2 protein-coding genes are annotated in these 22,287 nt (G+C 73.3%); both read left to right on the top strand.

Annotated features, from left to right (window positions below; genetic code table 11):
* Nucleotides 1–24: 24 nt before the first annotated feature.
* A complete protein-coding gene (locus ACGFZA_RS13800; RefSeq protein WP_393679034.1) occupies nt 25–14,541 on the top strand; it encodes an amino acid adenylation domain-containing protein in 14,517 nt (4,838 codons plus the stop codon).
* Entirely contained in the window at nt 14,538–22,112 is a 7,575-nt protein-coding gene (locus ACGFZA_RS13795; protein WP_393679033.1) for an amino acid adenylation domain-containing protein, read from the top strand. The genes ACGFZA_RS13800 and ACGFZA_RS13795 overlap by 4 nt, the downstream gene beginning before the upstream one ends.
* Nucleotides 22,113–22,287 lie beyond the last annotated feature (175 nt).

Raw genomic sequence — 22,287 nt, 5'->3', positions numbered from 1 at the left:
CTCTCCCCAAAGGTGTGACTCGGCATGCGCGAAAACGGCTCTCTTCCCCCGCACACGGTTCCCGGAGAATCCTTTGGGATTACTGCAGCTCAGCAAGGCGTCTGGTACGGACAACTGGTCGAGCCGGACAGTCCGAAATACAACATCGGGGAGTGCTTCGAGATCCGGGGAGGCCTCGACGAGCCGCTGTTCGCCGCAGCGCTCGACCGGGCTGTGGCGCTGTGCGACAGCCTCAACGTTGAGTTCGTCGTCAGCGACGAGACCGTCCGCCAGCGTGTCGTCCGTCGTTCCCCGGCCGGAATCAGCCGGCTCCGCGTGGTCGACCTGTCCGACGCGGAGGATCCCGCCGCGGCGGCCGAACGCTACCTGGCCGACGACATGGCGGTCGCCCACAGCCTCGACGCCCCGCACCACCACTTCGCGCTGCTGCGTCTGGGCGACCGACTCCACTACTGGTACGTGCGATTCCACCACATAGTCGTCGACGGCCTCGGCGGTGCCGTCTTCGCCCGCACCGTGGCCGACCTCTACGGGCGTGCGCTGCGAGGGGAGGACCTCGCCGAGGCCGAGCTGCCCGCCGCACCGCTGCGCGACCTCATCGCCGACGAGACGGCCTACCGCGGCTCGGACCGGTACGAGGCCGACCGTGCCTACTGGACGGGGCGGTTCGCGGACCTGGTCACCGCCCGCGTCGCGGACCCGGCCGGTGCCGGGGGCGCACCGGATGCTCCAGCGGGCCGGGCGCTCATCCGCCGGCGCACCGACGCTCCGCCACCTGCGGCCCTCGACGGGCCGGACGTCCGGCTGCACACCGGCGAGACACTGCCCGTCGCCGTCTTCGACAGTCTGCGCCATCTGGCCTCCGCCCACCGGACTACCTGGAGCGCCGTCCTCGTCAGCGCGGTCGCCGCGTACGTCGGCCGGGTCACAGGGCTGCGGGAGGTCACCGTGGGCCTGGCCTCCAACGGCCGGCACGGAGGGCTCCGGCACATCGTCGGCATGACCGCCAACATCCTGCCGCTGCGCCTGACCGTCGCCGCCGACATGACGGTCGGCACCCTCGTCCGCGCCGTCGCCGCCGAGATGCGGGGGGCCCTGCGCCATCGTCGGTTCTCGCGGGAACAGCTCGCCCGTGAGCTGAACATGGCCGACGACGCGGCCCGCCTCACCGGTGTCGTCGTCAACATCATGGGCTACGACTACGACCTCGACTTCGCCGGCAGCCCCGGTGCCTCCCGCGTGCTGTCCATCGGGCCGGTCGACGACCTGTCCCTGTTCGTCTCCGAACGGGCCGAAGGCAGAGGCCCGTTGATCGGATTCGACGCCAATCGGGAGTTGTACCTTCCCGAGGACGTGCGGCTGCACCAGCAGGCCGTCATCTCCTTCCTGTCGGCTCTGGCCGACGCGGACGCCGACACCCCACTGCGCGACCTGCCGTTCGTCGACGGGACCACCACCGCGTTCCTGCACGCGCAAGGCCGGGGCACCGCACTGCCCGCGGAAGCCGTGGCCGCGAGCCTGCCGGAAGCGTTCGGCGCGCAGGTACGCCGGACGCCGGACGCCCGGGCGGTGGTGGACGGCACCGTCACACTCTCGTACCGGGAGCTGGCGCGGACGGCGAAGGGGCTGGCGAGTGCCCTGACGGGCTGGGGCGTCGGTGCCGAGGACGGCGTCGGTGTCCTCGTGGGCCGCTCGGCGGCTGTCGTGTCCGCCACGCTCGGCGCCGTCGGGGCGGGAGCGGCGTACGTACCGATGGACCCTGCCTGGCCTGCCGAACGGCTCACCCGCGTCGCCGGGGCCGCCCACGTCCGTGCCCTGGTGGTCGACGAGGCCACCGCCGGTCAGCCCTGGGTGCGGGAGAAGGCGACCGACCTGCCGGTGATCGTCGTCGACGCTCTCGGAGGCGTCTTACGCGGCGCTCCGCCACGACCGGGCCCGCTGCCGTGCCTCACCCGCGGCGACCTGCTGGCCTATGTGATGTTCACGTCCGGCTCCACCGGCCTGCCCAAGGGCGTCGGCGTCACCCATGCCGACGTCCTCGCGCTGGCGGCCGACCACACCTGGAAGGACGGCGTGTGCGACGCGGTGCTGCTGCACTCCGCGTACGTCTTCGACGCCTCCACCTTCGAGACCTGGGTGCCTCTGCTGAACGGCGGCTGCGTGGTCGTAGCGCCCAGCGGTGTCCTGGAGGCCCGGGTACTCCACGACATGGTGCACCGGCACGCTGTCACCGCGCTCTTCCTGACGACGGCGCTGTTCAACGTGGTGGCCGAGGCGGATCCGACCGCGTTCGCCGGGCTGCGCATGGTCGCCGCGGGGGGCGAGGCCGCGACCCCGGACCTGATGCAGCGAGTGGCCGCTGCCGCGCCCGCGACGCTCGTCCTGCATGTGTACGGCCCCACGGAGGCCACGACCTTCACCGCCCGGCACCCGGTCGCCGCCGGCACCGCGGGCGTGCCCCCCATCGGCCGGGCCCTCGACGGGATGGGTCTGTACGTGCTGGACGACGCCCTCGGCATGGTGCCGCCCGGCGTCGTCGGGGAGCTGTACGTGAGCGGGCACGGCGTGGCCCGCGGATACCAGGGGAGCCCCGCGCCGACCGCCACCCGGTTCGTCGCCGACCCGTACGGCACACACGGTGGCCGCATGTACCGTACCGGCGACCTCGTGCGCTGGACCGCGAGCGGCGACCTCGAGTACGTCGGGCGCGCGGACGGCCAGATCAAGCTCCGCGGGTTCCGCATCGAACCGGCCGAGACCGAGAGCGTCCTGCTCGCGGACCCGGATGTGCACGGCGCCTGCGTCGTTGTCCGCGAGGACACGCCCGGCGACCGCCGTCTCGTGGCCTACGTCGTGCCCGCCCCCGGCACCCGGCCGGACGGTTCCGCCCTGGCCCGCCGGGTCGGGCGCGCCCTGCCCGCGTACATGGTGCCTTCCGCGTTCGTATCCCTCGACGCGCTGCCCCTCAACGCCAATGGCAAGGTCGATCGCCCCGCGCTGCCCGCCCCCCGCGCCGCCGCCACCACGGGACGCGCACCGCGCACCGCCTACGAGGAAGTCCTGGCCGGCCTGTTCGCCGACGTCCTGGGCGTGACCGCGGTCGGAATCGACGACAACTTCTTCTCCCTGGGCGGCCACTCCCTTCTCGCCACCCGCCTCACCGGCCGGGTGCGTGCAGCGCTGGGCACCGAACTCGGCCTGAGTACGCTTTTCGACCACCCCACGGTCGCCTCGCTGGCCGCGTCCCTGGACTCCACCGCCGCGGCCCGGCCCGTCCTCGCCGCGCAGCCACGCCCCGACGCGATCCCTCTGGCCTTCGCGCAGCAGCGCCTCTGGTTCCTCAACCGGGCGGAGGGCGCCGGGGGCACCTACAACATTCCGCTCGTCCTCGAACTCGACGGACCGCTGGACACGGACGCCCTGCGCGGCGCTCTCGCCGACGTGGTCGCGCGCCACGAGAGTCTGCGCACCGTCTTCGCCGAGCACGACGGCGTCGCCCGCCAGGAAGTCCTCGATGCCGACACCGCCGCGACGCTCGTCCCTCTCGTCGTCGAGTACCCACCGGCCGAGGAGACCGCCGACGCCTGGGCCGACGAAACGCTGCGCCGCCTGACCATCAGGCCCTTCGACCTCGCGGCCGACACCGCCGTCCGCGCCCATCTGCTCCGCCTGGGCCCCGCCCGCCACGTCCTGGTCCTCGTTCTCCACCATGTCGTCGCCGACGGCTGGTCCCTCGCCCCGCTCAGCCGTGACCTGGGCACCGCCTACCGCGCCAGGAGAGAAGGCACGGGCACGCCCGACTGGGCCCCGTTGCGCGTGCAGTACGCCGACTACGCCCTCTGGCAGCGCCGGCTGCTCGGAGACGACGGCGACCCGGACAGCCTGGCCGCCTCCCAGCTCTCGTTCTGGAAGGGCGCGCTGCGGGGCACCCCCGACCTGCTGGACCTGCCTCTCGACCGTCCTCGTCCGGTCGTGCCCAGCCATCGGGGCGCCGCTGTGCCGTTCGAGCTGCCCGCCCCCGCACACACCGCTCTCATCCGGCTCGCCCGCGCTGCCGGCTGCACCCCCTTCATGGTGCTCCAGGCGGCCCTCGCCGTGACGCTGCAGGCGCACGGTGCGGGCTCCGACATCCCGCTGGGCACCGCGGTGGCCGGGCGCACCGAGGAGGCACTCGACGACCTGGTCGGGTTCTTCGTCAACACAGTCGTCCTGCGCACCGACCTGTCCGGGGACCCGACGTTCCGCGAACTGCTCGACCGGGTCAAGGAATTCGACATCGCCGCCCTCAGCAACGGCGACATACCCTTCGAGCGGATAGTCGAGGCCCTCAATCCTGAGCGGTCCGGCGACCACCACCCCCTCTTCCAGACCATGCTGGTGCTGCAGAACCAGGAGCAGGTGGCCCTCGATCTGCCGGGCATCACCGTCCGCGACCGATCCCGGCACCGCGGGGGCAGCAAGTTCGACCTGACGTTCTCGCTCACCGAAGTCACCGAAGTCACCGAAGCCGCAGAGAGACCGGGCGGCAGACCAGGAGAGGTTCCCGGATCCAACGGGCCCGCCGACCCGGCAGCGGGTACCGCCGCGGACACCCGGCACGGTGCCGGAGGCATCGGCGGTTACCTGGAATACGCCACCGACCTCTTCGACGCCGACACCGCCCGCGCCCTGTGCGCCCGGTTCGCCCGCGTCCTCACCCTGGCCGTCACCGAACCCGGCCTTGCCGTCAGCGATCTGGACCCGCTGACCCCGGGGGAGCGGGACCGCCTCCTCGCCCAGGGGCGCGGCGCGCAGCAGCCGCTGCCCTCCCGCACCGCCCCGGAAGCGGTCCGGGAACAGGCCGTGCGTACTCCGCATGCCGTTGCCGCGCGCGACGCGCACACGCGCCTCACCTATGCCGAACTGGATGCCCGCGCCGACGCCCTCGCCCACGTCCTGCGTGAGCGCGGTGCTGGCCGCGAGAGCAGGGTGGCCATCGCCGCACCGCCGTCCGTGGACACCGTCGTCGCCATGCTGGCCGTGCTGCGGGCCGGCGCCGCCTATCTGCCCGTCGACCCGCAGTATCCGCCCGCCCGCATCAGCCACATGCTCGACGACGCCCGCCCCGTCCTGCTGCTCACCACCGGCGACGTCCACGCCGGTCTGCCCGCCTGCGACATTCCGTGGCTCGCCCTCGACAGCGAGGAGGCCCGGTCCCCGCACCCCACCGGGCCCCTCCCGGACCCTCCGGGTCCGGCGGATCCGGCGTACGTCATCTACACCTCGGGCTCCACCGGCCGCCCCAAGGGTGTGGTCGTGCCGCACGCCGCCCTGTCCCATCACATGGCCTGGATGGCACGGCACCTGGACTTCACTTCGGACGACCGGGTCCTCGCCCGCACCTCCTCCAGCTTCGACGCCTCCGTCTGGGAGCTGTGGCTGCCGCTGATGAACGGCGCCGAGGTCTGCGTGCTGCCGGACGGCGCCAACATGGAACCCCGCACCCTGGTCTCCTGGATGAGCAGGTTCGGCGTCACCGTCGCCCAGTTCGTGCCGTCCCACCTGACCCTCGTCCTCACCGAGGCAGCACACTCCGCGCCGCTGCCCGGCCTGCGCGCAGTGCTGTGCGGTGGCGAACCGCTCCCGCGCACCCTCGCCGACGACATCGCCGGGCTGTGGCGGGCCGAGGCGCACAACCTCTACGGGCCGACCGAGGCGACCATCGACGCGACCGCCCACCGGGTGGCGGGCCCTGCGCACAGCGGGCGGGCGGACGGCACGCCGTACGAGACCGTGCCGATCGGCAGCCCCGTCGACACCATGCGCGCCTACGTCCTCGACAGCCGGCTGCGTCCCGTACCACCCGGTGTCACCGGTGAGCTCTACCTGTCGGGCCCCAACCTCGCCCGCGGATACCTGGACCGCCCGGGCCTGACCGCCGCACGGTTCGTCGCCGACCCGTTCGACGGCACGGGCGCACGGATGTACCGCACGGGCGACCTCGTGCGGTGGAACCGCGACGGTCTGCTCGACTACGTGGCACGCGCCGACGACCAGGTCAAACTCCGCGGATTCCGGATCGAGCTGGGCGAGGTCGAGGCCGCGCTCCTGGCATGCCCCGGCGTCACGGCCGCCTGCGCCGTGATCCGTGACGACGGGACAGGCGGGCGCCGCCTCGTCGCCTACGCCGTCACCGGCGACCCGGCCCTGCGCCCCGTCACCCTGCGCGACGCCCTCGCCGAGACCCTGCCCCACTACGCGGTGCCCGGAGCCGTCGTCATCCTGGACGACCTGCCGCTCCTGCCGAACGGCAAGGCGGACCGGCGGGCCCTGCCGGCGCCGCCGGCGGAATCCGACGTCAGCGACGGAGCGGGCCTGCACGCCCTCCAGGAGGGTCTGCTCGCCGGCATCTTCGCCGACGTCCTGCAAAGGCCGCTCGTGAACCCGCACGACAGCTTCTTCGACCTCGGCGGGCACTCGCTCCTCGCCATGCGGGTCGTGAGCCGCATCCGGACCGTCCTGGGGGCCGAGACAGCCGTCCGCACCCTCTTCGAGCACCCGACCGTCGCGGGCCTGGCCCGCGTCCTCGATCTGCAGAGTCGCGCCCACCCCCCGGTGGTGCCCACGGCACAGCGGCCCGATCCGCTGCCGCTCTCCTACGCCCAGCAACGACTGTGGTTCCTGAACCGGCTCGAAGGTCCCAGTTCCGCCTACAACATCCCGCTCGTCCTCGAACTGGACGGCGCCCTGGACACGGACGCACTGCGGGCCGCCCTACGTGACGTCATGGAACGCCACGAGGCACTGCGCACCCTGTTCCCCGAACGCGACGGCGTACCGCACCAACGGGTTCTTCCGGTCGACGACGTGGCACCGCACCTGCCGGTCATGAGCACGGCGCCCGCGGACCTGGAGGCGGCCGTCCTGGCCGCCGTGCGCGAACCGTTCGACGTCGTCACCGATCCGCCGCTGCGGGCCCTGCTCCTGCGCTCCGCGCCCGGCCGTCACGTCCTGGTGCTCGTCCTGCACCACATCGCGGGCGACGGCTGGTCCCTCGCCCCGCTCGCCCGTCACCTCGGCGAGGCCTACGCGGCCCGTCTCACGGGCCGGGAGCCGGAACGCGCGGCCGGCACCCCGCTCCAGTACGCCGACTACACGCTCTGGCAGCATGCCGCCCTGGGGGACGGCATCGCGCCGCAGAGCGTCCTGCGCCGGCAGCTCGACCACTGGCACACCGCCCTCGCGGGCCTGCCCGGGCTGATCGACCTGCCCCTGGACCGGCCGCGTCCGGCCATCATCGACCCGAGGGGAGACGTCCACACCTTCGACGTGCCGCCTCCGTTGCACGCTCAACTCCTGCGCCTGGCGCGTGAGTCCGGCAGCAGCCTGTTCATGGTGCTCCAGGCGGCGGTTGCCGCACTGCTGCACCGCCACGGCGCGGGCGACGACATTCCGCTCGGCTCGCCCGTCGCCGGACGCACGGACGAGGCGCTGGAGGATCTGGTCGGGTTCTTCGTCAACACCCTCGTCCTGCGCACGGACCTGTCCGGCAATCCGACCTTCCTCGAACTGCTGGCGCGGGTCAGGGAGTTCGACCTCGCCGCCTACGCGAACCAGGACGTCCCCTTCGAGCGCCTCGTCGAGAGCGTCAACCCCGTCCGCGCGCGGAACCACCATCCGCTGTTCCAGACCATGCTGGTCCTCCAGAACCAGGAGACCGCCCGCCCCGACCTGCCCGGCCTCACCGTCGTGGACCGGCTCGTCCACAACGGCCTGAGCAAGTTCGACCTGACCTTCGCCTTCGGCGAGGAGCCCGGCGAAGCGGGCCTCACCGCCGGAATCGAGTACGCCACCGCCCTCTTCGACCGCTCCACCGTCGTGGCACTCGCTGACCGCCTGCTCCGGCTCCTGGAGCAGGCGTCCGCCGAGCCGGCACTGCCCGTCGGGAGCCACGACCTCATGACGCGGAGCGAGCACGCCCGTGTCACCCATTGGGGCACCGGCCGCTCCCTGCCCGCCTTCGACGACGCCACCCTGCCCGGCCTCTTCATGGCACAGGCGCGCCGCACACCCGACGCGGTGGCCGTCGCGGGCGACGACACGGCCCTCACGTACGCCGAACTCGACCGGATCTCCGCCGACCTCGCCCGCGCCCTCGCGGGTCTCGGCATCGCCCCGGAGTCCGGGATCGGCGTGCTGCTCACCCGGTCGCCCGCCGTGGTGGCGGTGTCGCTCGGCGCGGTCCGGGCGGCCGGCGCGTACGTCCCGTTGGACGCGCGCTGGCCCGGGGAGCGGCTCGAACAGGTCGCCGGGGTGGCGGCCGTGCGCGTGCTCGTCGTCGACGAGGACGCCTTCGCCTCCCCATGGGTGACCGCGATGGCCGAGCGGGTACCGGTCGTCGTCGTGGACCGGCTCGGCCGGATCCTGCGGGGCGCGCCGGAGCGGCCGTGCCGCCCCGCCGCCGTTCCGGGTCCCGGAGCCCTCGCCTACGTGATGTTCACCTCCGGCTCGACCGGTACGCCCAAGGGTGTGGGGGTCACGCACGCCGACGTGGTGGCGCTGGCGGCCGACTCGGCCTGGCAGGGCGGCACCGCCGACGCGGTGCTGATGCACTCGGCGTACGTCTTCGACGCCTCCACGTTCGAGATCTGGGCTCCTCTGCTGAACGGCGGCAGGGTCGTGGTCGCACCGGAGGGCGTCCTTGAGGCCGCCGTCCTCGGCGACGCCGTCCATGAGCACGGCGTGACCGCCGTCTTCCTGACCACCGCCCTGTTCAACGTGATCGCCGAGACCGATCCGGGCGCCTTCGCCGGCCTCCGGCTCGTCTGCGCCGGAGGGGAACTGGCCTCCCCGGACGCGATGCAGCGAGTGGCCGGAACAGCGCCGGGTGTGCGCGTCCTGCATGTGTACGGACCCACCGAGACGACCACCTTCGCCACCCGCTACGACGTGGCGGCCGACCTGCCGCCGGGCCCCCCGCCCATCGGACGGACCCTGGACGGCATGCGCGGTTACGTCCTCGACGGCTCGCTGGGCCCGGTCCCTGCGGGTGTGGTGGGCGAGCTGTACCTCGCGGGCCGCGGCGTGGCGCGCGGGTACACCGGGCTTCCGGGGCTGACGGCCGCACGCTTCGTGGCCGACCCGTTCGACCCGGCGGGCGGGCGCATGTACCGCACCGGAGACCTCGTCCGGTGGACCGGTGACGGGCAGATCGCCTACGTCACCCGCGCGGACAACCAGGTGAAGCTGCGCGGCTACCGCATCGAACTCGGCGAGATCGAGTCCGTGCTGGCCTGCTGCGACGGCGTCGCCGACTCCTTCGCCGCCGTCCGCGAGGACGCACCCGGCGACCGGCGGCTCGTGGCGTACGTGGTGCCGGCCACCGGACCACGACCCGATTCCGCCGAGCTCGCCCGGGCCGTCGGCCGGTCCCTGCCCGCCTACATGGTGCCCTCCGCGTTCGTCCTGATCGAGGCGCTTCCGCTCACCCTCAACGGCAAGGTGGACCAGCGGGCCCTGCCCGTACCCGCGCACGACGTACCGGTGCGCGGGCGCGCCGCCCGCACCGCGCACGAGGAGATCCTCTGCGCACTCTTCGCCGATGTGCTCGGCCTCGACGCGGCGGGCACGGACGACGACTTCTTCGCCCTGGGCGGCCATTCCCTGCTCGCCACCCGGCTCGCCGCCCGCATCCGTACCGCGCTCGCCGTGGAGGTCCAGGTCCGGGCCGTCTTCGAGCACCCCACGCCCGCAGCCCTCGCCGCCGCTCTGCGGGGCGCCGAAGAGGCCAGGGCCCCGCTGGAGCGAGCCGAACGGCGGCCCGATCCGCTGCCGCTGTCCTTCGCCCAGCAGCGCCTGTGGTTCCTCAACCGGTTCGAAGGCCCCTCCGCCACGTACAACGTGCCGATGGTCCTCCGTCTGGACGGCCCGCTCGACCAGGACGCCCTGCAGAGCGCCCTCGCGGACATCGTCGGACGCCACGAGAGCCTGCGTACCGTCTTCCCCGAGACCGACGGCGTGGCGCGCCAGCTGGTCCTCGACGCCAGTGGCGCCGACCTGGACCTGACGCCCCGCGACACCGACCCCGCCCGCCTCGACGAAGTCCTGGCCGACGAAGTGGCGCACCCCTTCGACGTGAGTGCCGAACTGCCCGTCCGGGCCCGGTTGCTGCGGATCGGCGCCGAGACCCACGTTCTCGTGCTCCTCGTCCACCACATCGCGGGCGACGGCTGGTCCCTCGCCCCGCTCGCCCGCGACCTCGGCGACGCCTACACGGCACGCGCCGAGGGCGAGGAACCCTCCTGGACGGAACTCCGCGTCCAGTACGCCGACTACACCCTGTGGCAGCGCACGCTGCTCGGAGCCGACGACGACCCCACCAGCCAGACCACCCGCCAGCTGGACTTCTGGCGCACCGCACTCGCCGACGCCCCCGACCTGCTCGCGCTGCCGTACGACCGGCCGCGCCCCGCCGTCACCACATACCGCGGCGACGCGTTCGCCTTCCCCGTCGACGCGGACACCCACCGGGCCCTCGCGGAGCTCGCCCGCGCCCGCGGGTGCAGCCTCTTCATGGTGCTCCAGGCCGCCCTGTCGGTGCTGCTGTCCCGGCACGGCGCAGGTGAGGACATCCCCCTCGGCACGGCCGTCGCAGGACGCACCGACGAAGCCCTCGACGACCTGGTCGGCTTCTTCGTCAACACCCTCGTCCTGCGGACCGACCTGACAGGAGATCCCACCTTCGCCGAAGTGATCGACCGGGTGCGAGAGTTCGACCTCGCGGCCTACGCCCACCAGGACGTGCCGTTCGAGCGGCTGGTGGATGCCCTCAGCCCGGAAAGGGCGCAGAACCACCATCCGCTGTTCCAGACCATGCTCGTCCTCCAGAATCAGGCGGACACCACCGTCGGCCTCCGCGGTCTCACGGTGACGCAGCAGCCCGTGCACACCGGGATCAGCAAGTTCGACCTGACCTTCACCTTCACCGAGGCACACGACCACGCAGGCCGGCCCGCCGGTCTCGGCGGCGTCCTGGAGTTCTCCACCGAATTGTTCGCCCGCACCACCGCGCACGCCCTGGCCGCGCGCCTCACCCGCCTGCTCGCCTTGCTCGCCGCCGACCCCGGCCGGCGTGTCCACTCGGTCGGCGTTCTGGACGCGGTGGAGCGGGCGGGCCTGGAACGGGCCTCGCACGGCCCGGTCCGGCCCGTGACGGCGCGCACGGCGCCCGCGGCGTTCCGGGCACAGTCCGCCAGGACCCCCGGCGCGATCGCCGTACGGGCTGGTGCGCACCGGCTCACCTTCGGTGAACTGGACGCACTCTCCGACGACTTGGCGCACCACCTGCACGACCGGGGCATCGGACGCGGTGACCTCGTCGCCCTCGCCCTGGAAGGCACCGCCGACCAGGTCGTCGCGATGCTGGCGGTGGCGAAGGCGGGGGCCGCCTACCTGCCGGTCGACCTCGCCTACCCCGAGGCCCGGATCACCTACATGCTCGACGACGCCCGGCCGGCGCTGCTCCTCACCCACGGCACCGCCCGAGCCGCGCGGTACGCGTCGTCCGTGCCCTGCCTCGCCCTCGACGACCGTGCCTCCTGGTCCACCGGGCGCGCGGCGCCTTTTGCTACTGCGCCGGAACCGCTCGACGCCGCCTACGTCATCTACACCTCGGGTTCCACCGGCCGCCCCAAGGGTGTCGTCGTCACCCACGCCTCCCTCGTCAACCACATGGCGTGGATGGCGGGCCATCTCGGCCTCACCTACGCGGACCGGGTCCTGGCCCGTACCTCGCCGAGCTTCGACGCCTCGGTCTGGGAGACCTGGCTGCCGCTGCTGCACGGCGGCTCCACCTGCCCCGTGCCGCCCGCGCTCAACCACGACCCGGCCGGACTGCTGGCCCGCATGCGCGAGGAGGGCGCGACCCTCGTGCAGTTCGTGCCCTCGCATCTCTCGCTCGTCCTCACCGAGACCGGCCCCGACGAGGCGCCCGAGACCCTGCGTGCCGTCCTGTGCGGCGGTGAACCCCTGACCCGGTCCCTGGCGACGCGTGCGGGGCAGGCCTGGCGGGCCGAGGTGCACAACCTGTACGGACCCACCGAGACGACGATCGACGCCACCGCGCACCTTCACGGCTTCGGGGAGACGGACACCGCCGCGGCGGAGGGAGGCGTGCCGCTCGGCCGCCCCGTCGCCAACACCCGGGCCTACGTCCTGGACCCGCGGCTCCGGCCGGTGCCGCCGGGTGTCGCCGGTGAGCTGTACATCGCGGGTGACGGCCTCGCGCGCGGCTACCTGGGGCGCCCCGGCCTCACAGCCGCACGGTTCGTCGCCGATCCGTACGGCCCGGCCGGCAGTCGCATGTACCGCACGGGCGACCTCGTCCGACGGGATGCCGGCGGGCTCCTCACCTACGTCTCCCGCGCCGACGACCAGGTCAAGCTGCACGGCTTCCGTATCGAGCTCGGCGAGATCGAGGCCGCGCTCACCGCGCTCGACGGCATCGCCGCCGCCTGCGCCCTCGTCCGCGAGGACCGGCCGGGCGAGCGCCGCCTGGTCGCCTACACCGTTGCCGACAGGCGCGGCGGCGCCGCGAGTCCGGCCGGCACCGAACTGCGCACACGGCTGGCATCGGCCCTGCCGCCGTACATGGTGCCGGCCCTCTTCGTCGCCCTCGACGCGCTGCCGCTCCTGCCCAACGGCAAGACCGACCGCCGGGCCCTGCCCGCCCCGGAGCGCCCCGCCGCCACCAGGCCGGGCGGGCAGCCGCGCACCGCACAGGAACGCGTCGTGTGCGACGTGTTCGGCTCCGTCCTGCGCAGCACGGCCGTCCGCACGGACGACGACTTCTTCGCACTCGGCGGCGACAGCATCCTCTCCATCCAGCTCGTCAGCCGCGTCCGCGAGGCGGGGCTCGGAATCACCCCCCGCGACGTGTTCGTTCACCGCACTCCCGAGGCCATCGCGGCCGCCGCCACCGCGCTCGGCCGGGACACCGCCGAACCGGCGGAACAGGGCACCGGCGAGATGCCGCCCACGCCCATCGCCGCCTGGCTCCTGGAGCGGCCCGGCAGCACGGACGGCTACAACCAGTCCGGGGTGCTCCGCACACCCGCGGGCGCCGGGGAGGACACGCTCGTCGCCGCACTCCAACTGCTCATCGACCACCACGACATGCTCCGCCTGCGGGTGAACCGGCCCGCCGGCGGCGAACCCGTCCTCGAAGCACTGCCACCCGGTGCCGTGCAGGCCCGCCACCGCTTCACCCGGGTCGACATCACCGGCCTCGACGCGGAAGGCGCCCGCGCCGCCGTCACCGAGGCCGGCGAGCAGGTGCGCGACCGCCTGCGGCCCGCGCACGGACTAGTGATCGAGGCCGTCTGGGGCGATGCCGGACCGCGCGACCGCGGGCGCCTGCTGCTCGTCGTGCACCACCTGGCCGTCGACGCGGTCTCCTGGCGCATCATCGCAGCCGACCTGGCCCGCGCGTGGCAGACGGTCACGGAGCCCGCGGACAGGGACGAGCGCCCCGCCCCGGCCGCGGCGCTGCCTGCCGTCACCACGCCCTACAGGGCCTGGGCGCACCTCCTCGCGACCCAGGCGCGCTGCGCCGCCCGGCAGGCCGAACTCCCGCTGTGGCAGGGCGTGCTGAACACGCCCGACCCGCAGCTGGGATACCGGCCGCTCGATCCCCACCTGGACACAGCCGACGGGACACGCACTCTGGTCACCCACCTGCCCGCCACCTGGGCGCAGTCCCTTCTCACCACCGCCCCCAGCCTCTTCCACGCCGGAGTGGACGACGTCCTGCTCACCGGACTGGCCCTCGCCGTCTGCTCCTGGCGGGCGGGACGCGCCGCCCCCGGCGGGACCCGGCCGGACGGCACCGCGGTCCTCCTCGACCTGGAGGGCCACGGCCGCGAGCAGATCGCCGACCACCTCGACCTGTCGCGTACGGTCGGCTGGTTCACGAGCCTCTACCCGGTCCGGCTCGACCCCGGACCCGTCGACGCCCGCGACCCCGGACGCTTCGACGCCGCACTCGTCGAACGCGCCGTCAAACGCGTCAAGGAACAGCTGCGGGCCGTGCCCGACCATGGCGTCGGCTACGGAATGCTGCGCCACCTCGACCCGGCCACGCGCCCCCTGCTGGCGACGGCGGCCGAACCCCAGATCGGCTTCAACTACCTCGGCCGGTACGTCGCTTCACCGGAACCGGGGGATCACGCCGGGGACTCCGACTGGGACGTCGTGCTCGACGGCGGCGGGCCACGGAGCCAGGACCCGGACATGCCGGTGCACCACGTCATCGACATCAACGCGCACACCGAGGACCTGCCCGACGGTCCGCGTCTGGTGACCCGCTGGACCTGGCCCAGCGACCTTCTCAAGGAGGAGGACGTGGGCGCACTCGCCGATGCGTTCGTCCGCGCGCTGCGCGCCATCGCGGAGCACGCACAACGACCCGACGCGGGCGGCTACACACCGTCCGACCTTCCCCTGGTCTCGCTCGACCAGGCACAGATCGACCGACTGCAGAACAAATGGGGTGGCCGCAAGTGACCGGGTTCCGACTCGAAGACGTACTGCCGTTGACGCCGCTTCAGGCCGGCATGCACTTCCACGCCCTGTACGACTCCCACGACGTCGACGTCTACACCGCGCAGTTCGTCTTCGACCTCGAAGGCTTCGTGGGTGTACCCGCACTGCGTGCCGCCATCGGCAGCCTGCTGCGCCGGCACGCCAACCTGCGGGTCGGCTTCCTCCACGAGGATCTCGACGAGGCCGTCCAGGCCGTCGCCGCCGAGGTTCCCGTGCCGCTGGAGGAGCGGGACCTGACCGTCGCGGAGGGCACCGGCACGACGGAGGAACGACTCACCGCCTTCCTCGCCGCCGACCGCACCCGCCGCTTCGACCTGACGACTCCGCCGCTGATGCGGTTCACCCTGCTGCGTACCGCGCCACGACGCCATCGCCTCGTCATGACGAGTCATCACCTCCTCTTCGACGGCTGGTCGATGCCCCTCCTCGTGCGGGAACTGTTCGCGCTGTACGCCTCCGAGGGGGACGACAGCGCCCTGCCGCGCGTCACTTCTTATCGCACCTACCTCCAGTGGCTGGCGCAGCAGGACCGCAGCGCCGCCCTGGATGCCTGGTCCACCGCCCTGGCCGGAATCGAGACCCCGACCCTGCTCGCGGGATCCCGCGGCGCGAGTGCGCGCGACACCGCCGAACTGCCCGAAACGCTCGTCCTCGACCTGGACGCGGCCACGACGCACCGGCTCCGGGAGACGGCCCGCGCCCACCGGCTCACTCTCAACACCCTGGTCCAGGGCGCCTGGGGCCTTGTACTCGGCCATCTCACCGGACGCCACGACGTCGTGTTCGGTGCCACCGTGTCCGGTCGCCCTCCGGAGATCCCCGGCATCGAGTCGATGGTCGGCCTGTTCATCAACACCGTGCCCGTACGGCTTCGCACCGCACCCGGCGAAACCCTGGCCGCACTCCTGACCCGGCTCCAGGAGGAACAGGGACGCCTCCTCGGCAGCCAGCACCTGGGACTGACCGAGATACGGGGTGTCACCGGCCTGGACGAACTCTTCGACACCCTGGCCGTGTTCGAGAACTACCCGATGGACGACGAGGCCCTGCGCACCGCGCAGCGGGGACTGCCCGGCCTCGCCGTCACCGGTTTCAGCGGCACGGACGCGGCCCACTACCCCCTCACCCTCACCATCGCGCCGGGTGACACCCTGCGCATCACCTTCGGATACCGGGCTGCCGTCCTGGACCGTGAAGAGGTGGCCCGCACAGTCGCCAGGCTGCGAGGTCTGCTCACGGTGATGGCGCAGGGGCTCGACCGCCGCGCCGACACCGTTCCCCTCCTCCTGGACGGAGAGCGCGAGGCGCTGCTCTCCCAGGGAACCGGCGCCCGGCCGCGTTCCGAAGCAGGGGAGCCGAGCATCCCGGACGCCGTGGCCCTGCGCGCGTCCCGGCACCCGGACGCGGTGGCCGTGGCGGGCGCGGGGGAACGGTTGACCTACCGGCAGCTGTGTGACCTCTCGGACGGTCTGGCCCGCGCTCTGGCCGGGCTCGGAACCGGATCCGAGGACGGCGTCGGCATCCTCGTGGCCCGCTCGACCGCCACGGTCACCTCCTCCCTGGGCGTCCTGCGCGCAGGTGCCACCTATGTGCCGCTCGACCCGCGCTGGCCCGCCGAACGGCTCGACCGTGTGGCCGAGGTGGCCGGCCTGCGCGTCCTGATCGTCGACGAGGACGCCGTCACACACCCCTGGGTACGTCAACTGGACCCGGGCGTCAGCGTGCTGACCGTGGACGCCGCCGGCCGTGTCCGGCACGGAGGCCCGGACACCCCCGGAACCCTCCCGGCCGTGACGGGCGGCGCCCGGCTCGCGTACATGATGTTCACCTCCGGCTCCACCGGACTGCCCAAGGGCGTCGGCGTCACCCACACCGACGTGACAGCCCTCGCGGCCGACCGGAACTGGCACGACGGAGCCGCCGACGCCGTACTGATGCACTCGGCGTACGTCTTCGACGCCTCCACCTTCGAGATCTGGGCCCCGCTCCTCAACGGCGGCCGCGTCGTCGTGGCGCCCGAGGGGACACTCCAGCCCGCCGTGCTCCGGGACCTCGTCACCCGGCACGGCGTGACAGCGGCGTTCCTGACGACCGCCCTGTTCAACGTGCTGGCCGACACCGACACGGACGCCCTCGGACTGCTGCGTCTGGTCGCCACCGGAGGCGAGGCGGCCGCGCCCGGCGTCCTGCAGCGCCTCGCCACCGCCCACCCGGACGCCGTCGTCCTCCACGTCTACGGGCCCACCGAGACCACCACCTTCGCCACCGTCCACCGTGTGCGTCCCGGCGCCGATCCCGGCGGTGCGGCGCCCATCGGCCGACCGCTCGACGGGATGCGCGCCTACGTCCTGGACGCGGCGATGCGGCCCGTGCCGCAGGGTGCCGAAGGGGAGTTGTACATCGCAGGCGCCGGCGTCGCCCGCGGATACCTGGGGCGTCCCGGCCTCACCGCCACCCGGTTCGTCGCCGACCCCTTCGCCGGCACCGGGGCACGCATGTACCGCACCGGCGACCTGGTGCGCTGGGGCAGCGACGGCACCCTGCACTACCTCTCCCGGGCGGACCAGCAGATCAAACTGCGCGGCCACCGCATCGAGCCGGCCGAGATCGAGACGGTGCTCCGCGCCGACCCGTCCGTGGGCGCCGCCGCCGTGCTGGTCCGCGAGGACCTGCCCGGCGACCGGACCCTCACCGCCTACGTCGTCCCCGCCCCCGGACACACGCCGCAACCCGGGCCGCTCGCCGCGTACGTCGCACACCACCTGCCCGCCTACATGGTGCCGGCCGTCATCCAGCCGGTCGACGCCCTGCCACTGACTCCCAACGGGAAGCTCGACCGGGCCGCGCTGCCCGCACCCGCCACGGCGTCCGGCACGAACGGCCGGGGTCCGCGCAGCGCCCTCGAGGAGATCCTCGCGGGACTCTTCGCCGACGTGCTCGGCGTGCCACGCGTGGGTGTCGACGACAGCTTCTTCGCCCTCGGCGGCCATTCCCTGCTCGCCACCCGGCTCGTCGGCCGCGTGCGCACCGTCCTGGACACCGAGACCGAGATCCGCACCCTCTTCGACCATCCCACCGTCGCCGCGCTCGCCACCGCCCTGGAGAACGAGAACCGCCCCGCCCGCCCCGCACTCGTCCCCCAGGAGCGCCCTGCCACGCTCCCGCTGTCGTACGCCCAGCAGCGCCTGTGGTTCCTCCACCGGCTCGAAGGCCCCTCCGCCACGTACAACATCCCCCTCGCCGTACGCATCGACGGACCGCTCGACACCGACGCCCTGCACCGGGCCCTGAGCGACGTGCTGCGCAGGCACGCCGCCCTGCGCACCGTCTTTCCCGAGCACGACCACGGGCCGCACCAGCACATCACCGCCCCGGACGACGTCCGTCCTCCGTTCGCACGGGAAGCCGTCGACGAGGACAAGGCCGCCGACCGGATCAGAGCCGTCATGGCCGAGCCGATCGACATCGAGCGTCAACTCCCGCTGAGAGCAACCCTGCTGCGCCTGGCCGACGACGCCCACGTCCTGGTGCTCGTGATCCATCACATAGCCGCCGACGGCTCGTCCCTCGCGCCCCTCGCCCGGGACCTGCGCTCCGCCTACCGGGCGAGGATCCGCGCGGAGGACCCCGCGCTGACCGCGCCGGCCGTCGACTACGCCGACCACACGCTCTGGCAGCGCCGCCTGCTCGGGGACGAGCACGACCCCCACAGCGTCGTCTCCCATCAACTCACCTACTGGAAGCGTGCGTTGAACGGCCTTCCGGAGATCATCGAGCTGCCGTGGGACCGGTCGCGTCCGGCCGTGCCCCGGCACACGGGAGCCACGTACGACTTCACCGTCGACCGCACCACCTCGCGGCGGCTCGCGGACCTCGCCCGGACCAGCGGATGCAGCCTCTTCATGGTGCTCCAGGCAGCCCTGGCGACCGTACTGTCCCGGCACGGTGCCGGAGACGACATCCCGCTCGGCACGGCCGTCGCCGGGCGCACCGACGAGGCGGCCTCGGACCTCGTGGGCTTCTTCGTGAACACGCTCGTGCTGCGCACGGACCTCACGGGCGACCCGACCTTCCGTGAACTGCTGCAGCGGGTAAGGGAGTTCGACCTGTCCGCATACGCGCATCAGGACGTTCCCTTCGAGCGTCTGGTGGAACTGCTCAACCCCTCGCGCTCGCAGAGCCACCACCCCCTCTTCCAGACCATGCTGATCCTCCAGAACCACACCGCTGCCGCATCCATCGACCTGCCCGGTCTCACCGTCAGTGACGTGCGGGTCGATGCCGGGGTCAGCAAGTTCGACCTGTCGTTCACCTTCACCGAGACCTACGACGACACCGGCGCCCCCAGCGGCATGCGGGCCGCCGTCGACTACGCCACGGAACTCTTCGACGCGACCACGGTCCAGGCCCTCGCCGACCGGCTGGTTCTGCTGCTCGACGCGGTCGGCGCGGACCCGGACCGTGCGCTGCACACGTACGACGTGCTGACACCTGCCGAGCGCACCCGCCTCGCGGTCTGGGGAGCCGGGCCCGTCGGGGAACGGCCCCAGGCGACGCTTCCCGATCTGTTCGCGCAGTGGGTACGGCGCACCCCCGGGGCCCCGGCGGTCCGAGACGCGGACACCACCCTCACCTACGGCGAACTCGACACCCTCGCCGACGCCCTCGCCGACCGCCTCACCGCACAGGGCATCGGCCCCGAAGACCGGGTGGCCGTCGCCCTGCCGCGCACGCACCGGCTCGTCGTGGCCCTGCTCGCCGTCCTCAGGACGGGCGCGGCATACGTGCCCCTCGACCCCGACTACCCCGCCGCGCGCCTGTCCTACATGCTCGAAGACGCCCGGCCGCGTCTGCTCCTCACCACCTCCGCCATCCACCGCCGCCTCCCCGCGTCCTCCGTGCCGCACCTCTACGCCGACGAGCCCGGGAACAGCTCCACCACCGGCACGCACTCCGCTGCCCGCACCGCTCCCGCCCCTTCCCCGGACCCGGCGCACCCGGCGTACGTCATCTACACATCGGGTTCCACCGGACGCCCGAAGGGCGTCGTGGTCACCCACAGAGGCGTCGGCGCCATGGCCAGGACCCAGAGCGAGCGGCTGCGCGTCACCCCGGCCAGCCGTGTGCTGCACATGGCGTCCGTCAGCTTCGACGCCGCGTTCTGGGAACTGTGCATGGGCCTGCTCTCCGGGGCCTGCCTGGAGATCGACGAACGGAACGCCCTGCTGCCCGGCCCCACCCTCGCCGGCCTGGTCCGCGAGCGGGGCATCACCCACCTCACCCTGCCGCCTGCCGCACTCGCGGTGATGCCGCCCGGCTCGCTGCCCGCCGGCAGCACGCTCGTACTCGCCGGCGAGGCGTGCCCGCCCGCCCTGGTGCACACCTGGGCGCGGGACCGGTTCCTCGTCAATGCGTACGGCCCGACGGAGACGACCGTCTGCGCCACCATGAGCGCCTTCCAGCACGCGGACGGCCCGCTCGCCCCCGGCCGCACGGTGTCCATCGGCGCCCCCGTCGACGGCACCCGCGTCCACGTCCTGGACGACAGGCTGGAACCCGTGCCGCCCGGCGTGGCCGGTGAGCTGTACGTGTCCGGCGACGGGGTCGCCCGGGGGTACCACGACCGGCCCGCTCTGACCGCGTCCCGGTTCGTGGCCGACCCGTTCGACCGCGCGGGCGGCCGCATGTACCGGACCGGCGACCTGGTGCGCTGGACGACGGACGGGGAACTCCTCTACGTCTCCCGGGTCGACGACCAGGTCAAACTCCGCGGTTTCCGCATCGAACTCGGTGAGATCGAGGCGGCGCTCACCGCCCTGCCCGGCGTGGCCGCAGCCTGTGCGGCCGTCCGCGAGGACCGCCCCGGCGACCGGCGCCTGGTCGTGTACACCGTGCCCGCTGACGGAGCGCCGGGACCGGACGAGGCCGAGGTGCGCGCGCACCTGGCCGCGACCCTGCCCGACCACATGATCCCCGCGGCCCATGTCAGCCTCGCCGCACTGCCCGTCACCCCCAACGGCAAGACGGACCGCCGCGCTCTGCCCGCGCCCCACCACGCGGCGCCGGCGGGAGGCCGCAAGCCCGGCACCGCGCGCGAACGAGCCCTGTGCGAGGTGTTCGCGGAAACGCTCGGTGTACCCGAGGTAGGCGTCACGGACGACTTCTTCACCCTCGGCGGCCACTCGCTGCTCGCCGTGACCCTGGCCCGGCGCATCGGGGAGCGGTGCGGCCGGCGCCCCTCGCTGCGGGCGCTGTTCGCGGCGCCCACCGTCGAAGGCGTCGCCCGGCTGCTGGGGAGCGAGGCGGGGGAGGAGCACCAGGACGAGGCGGCCGATCGGGACCTCGCCGCCGAGGTCCGGCTGGCTTCGGACATCTCCGGCACGGGGCGTGAAGCCGCCGCCCCCGCGCGCAGAACGCTGCGCCCCGCAGCCCGTCCTCTTCTGACCGGGGCCTCCGGCTTCCTCGGCGCCTTTCTCCTGCGCGACCTCATCGAGACGACCGGCGGCCCCGTCGACTGCCTCGTGCGCGCCGAGGACGACCACCGCGCGGCACACCGGCTGCGGGCCAACCTGGAGCGCTACGGCCTGTGGCGCCCCCGGTACGCGGACCTGATCCGCCCCGTCCCGGGTGACCTCGCCGCCCCGGGCCTCGGGCTGTCACCCGCGGACCGCACCGCCCTGGTCCGTCGCCTCGGCCCGGTCGTGCACAACGGCGCGCGCGTCAACTTCGCCGCCGCGTACGGTGATCTGCGCGCCCCCAACGTGGCGGGCACCGAGGAACTGCTGCGGCTGCTCGCCGACTCGGCCTCACCCGGGATGCACTACATCTCGACCACCGGCGTGTACGCCCCGGCCCCGGGTCCCCACCCCGTCACCATCACGGAGTCGACACCGACGGGGCCCTCTCCGGCCCTGCCGGACGGGTACGCGCAGAGCAAGTGGGTCGCCGAGCAGCTCATCGGGCTGGCCCGTGAACGCGGACTGCCGGTGACCATCCACCGGCCCGGGCGCATCAGCGGCGACACCGGCACCGGTGCTTGCCAGGACCGCGACCTGCTCTGGCAGCTCGTCAAGGGCTGCCTCCAGGCGGGCGCGGTCCCGGACCTGCCCTACGGATCGACCGACTGGGTCCCGGTGGACTACGTCAGCGCCGCGGTCGTGGCCCTCTCCCTGTCCGGCAGCACCGGTGCGGAGACGTACCACCTCACCAACCCCGACGCGCCGGGCCTGGACCGGGTCTTCGAAGCGGCCGTCCGCCTCGGGCACGACCTGCGCACCGTTCCCGCGGCGGAGTGGCAGGCGCGAGTGGCGGCGCAACCCGACAACGCGGCGCAGCTGTTCCTCGGCGACGAGGGACGGACCCGGCACGAGGCGACGGACCGGCGCCGCTTCGACTCCCGGCGGACAGCCGCTGCGGCAGCCGGCCTGGGCGTTCGTCGGCCACCATTGACCGACGAGATCCTGATCCGCTATCTGACGTACTTCCACGGATCAGGCTTCCTTCCCGCTCCGGGGGTACCGGCCAGGTCGTAGCCTGCGACACCCGGCTCCCCGGCCGGGTTCCCGGCGCGGCGGAGATGCGGGCTGCCGGGCTGTCGGCAACCGCAGCGGCCACCTGCGGGCACCCCCACCCCGGTGATTTGCCCCATTCCCTCCGGCCGGTGGCGAACAGCGTTGCACTTCACGTGTGCTGCGTGCGGGAGGCAGG

Origin of the sequence: Streptomyces sp. NPDC048211 (assembly GCF_043202315.1) — a bacterium.
In the GTDB taxonomy this organism is placed as follows: Bacteria; Actinomycetota; Actinomycetes; order Streptomycetales; family Streptomycetaceae; genus Streptomyces.
The sequence above is the reverse complement of the archived record's forward strand: the minus strand, read 5'-3'. Positions and strand labels throughout refer to the sequence as shown.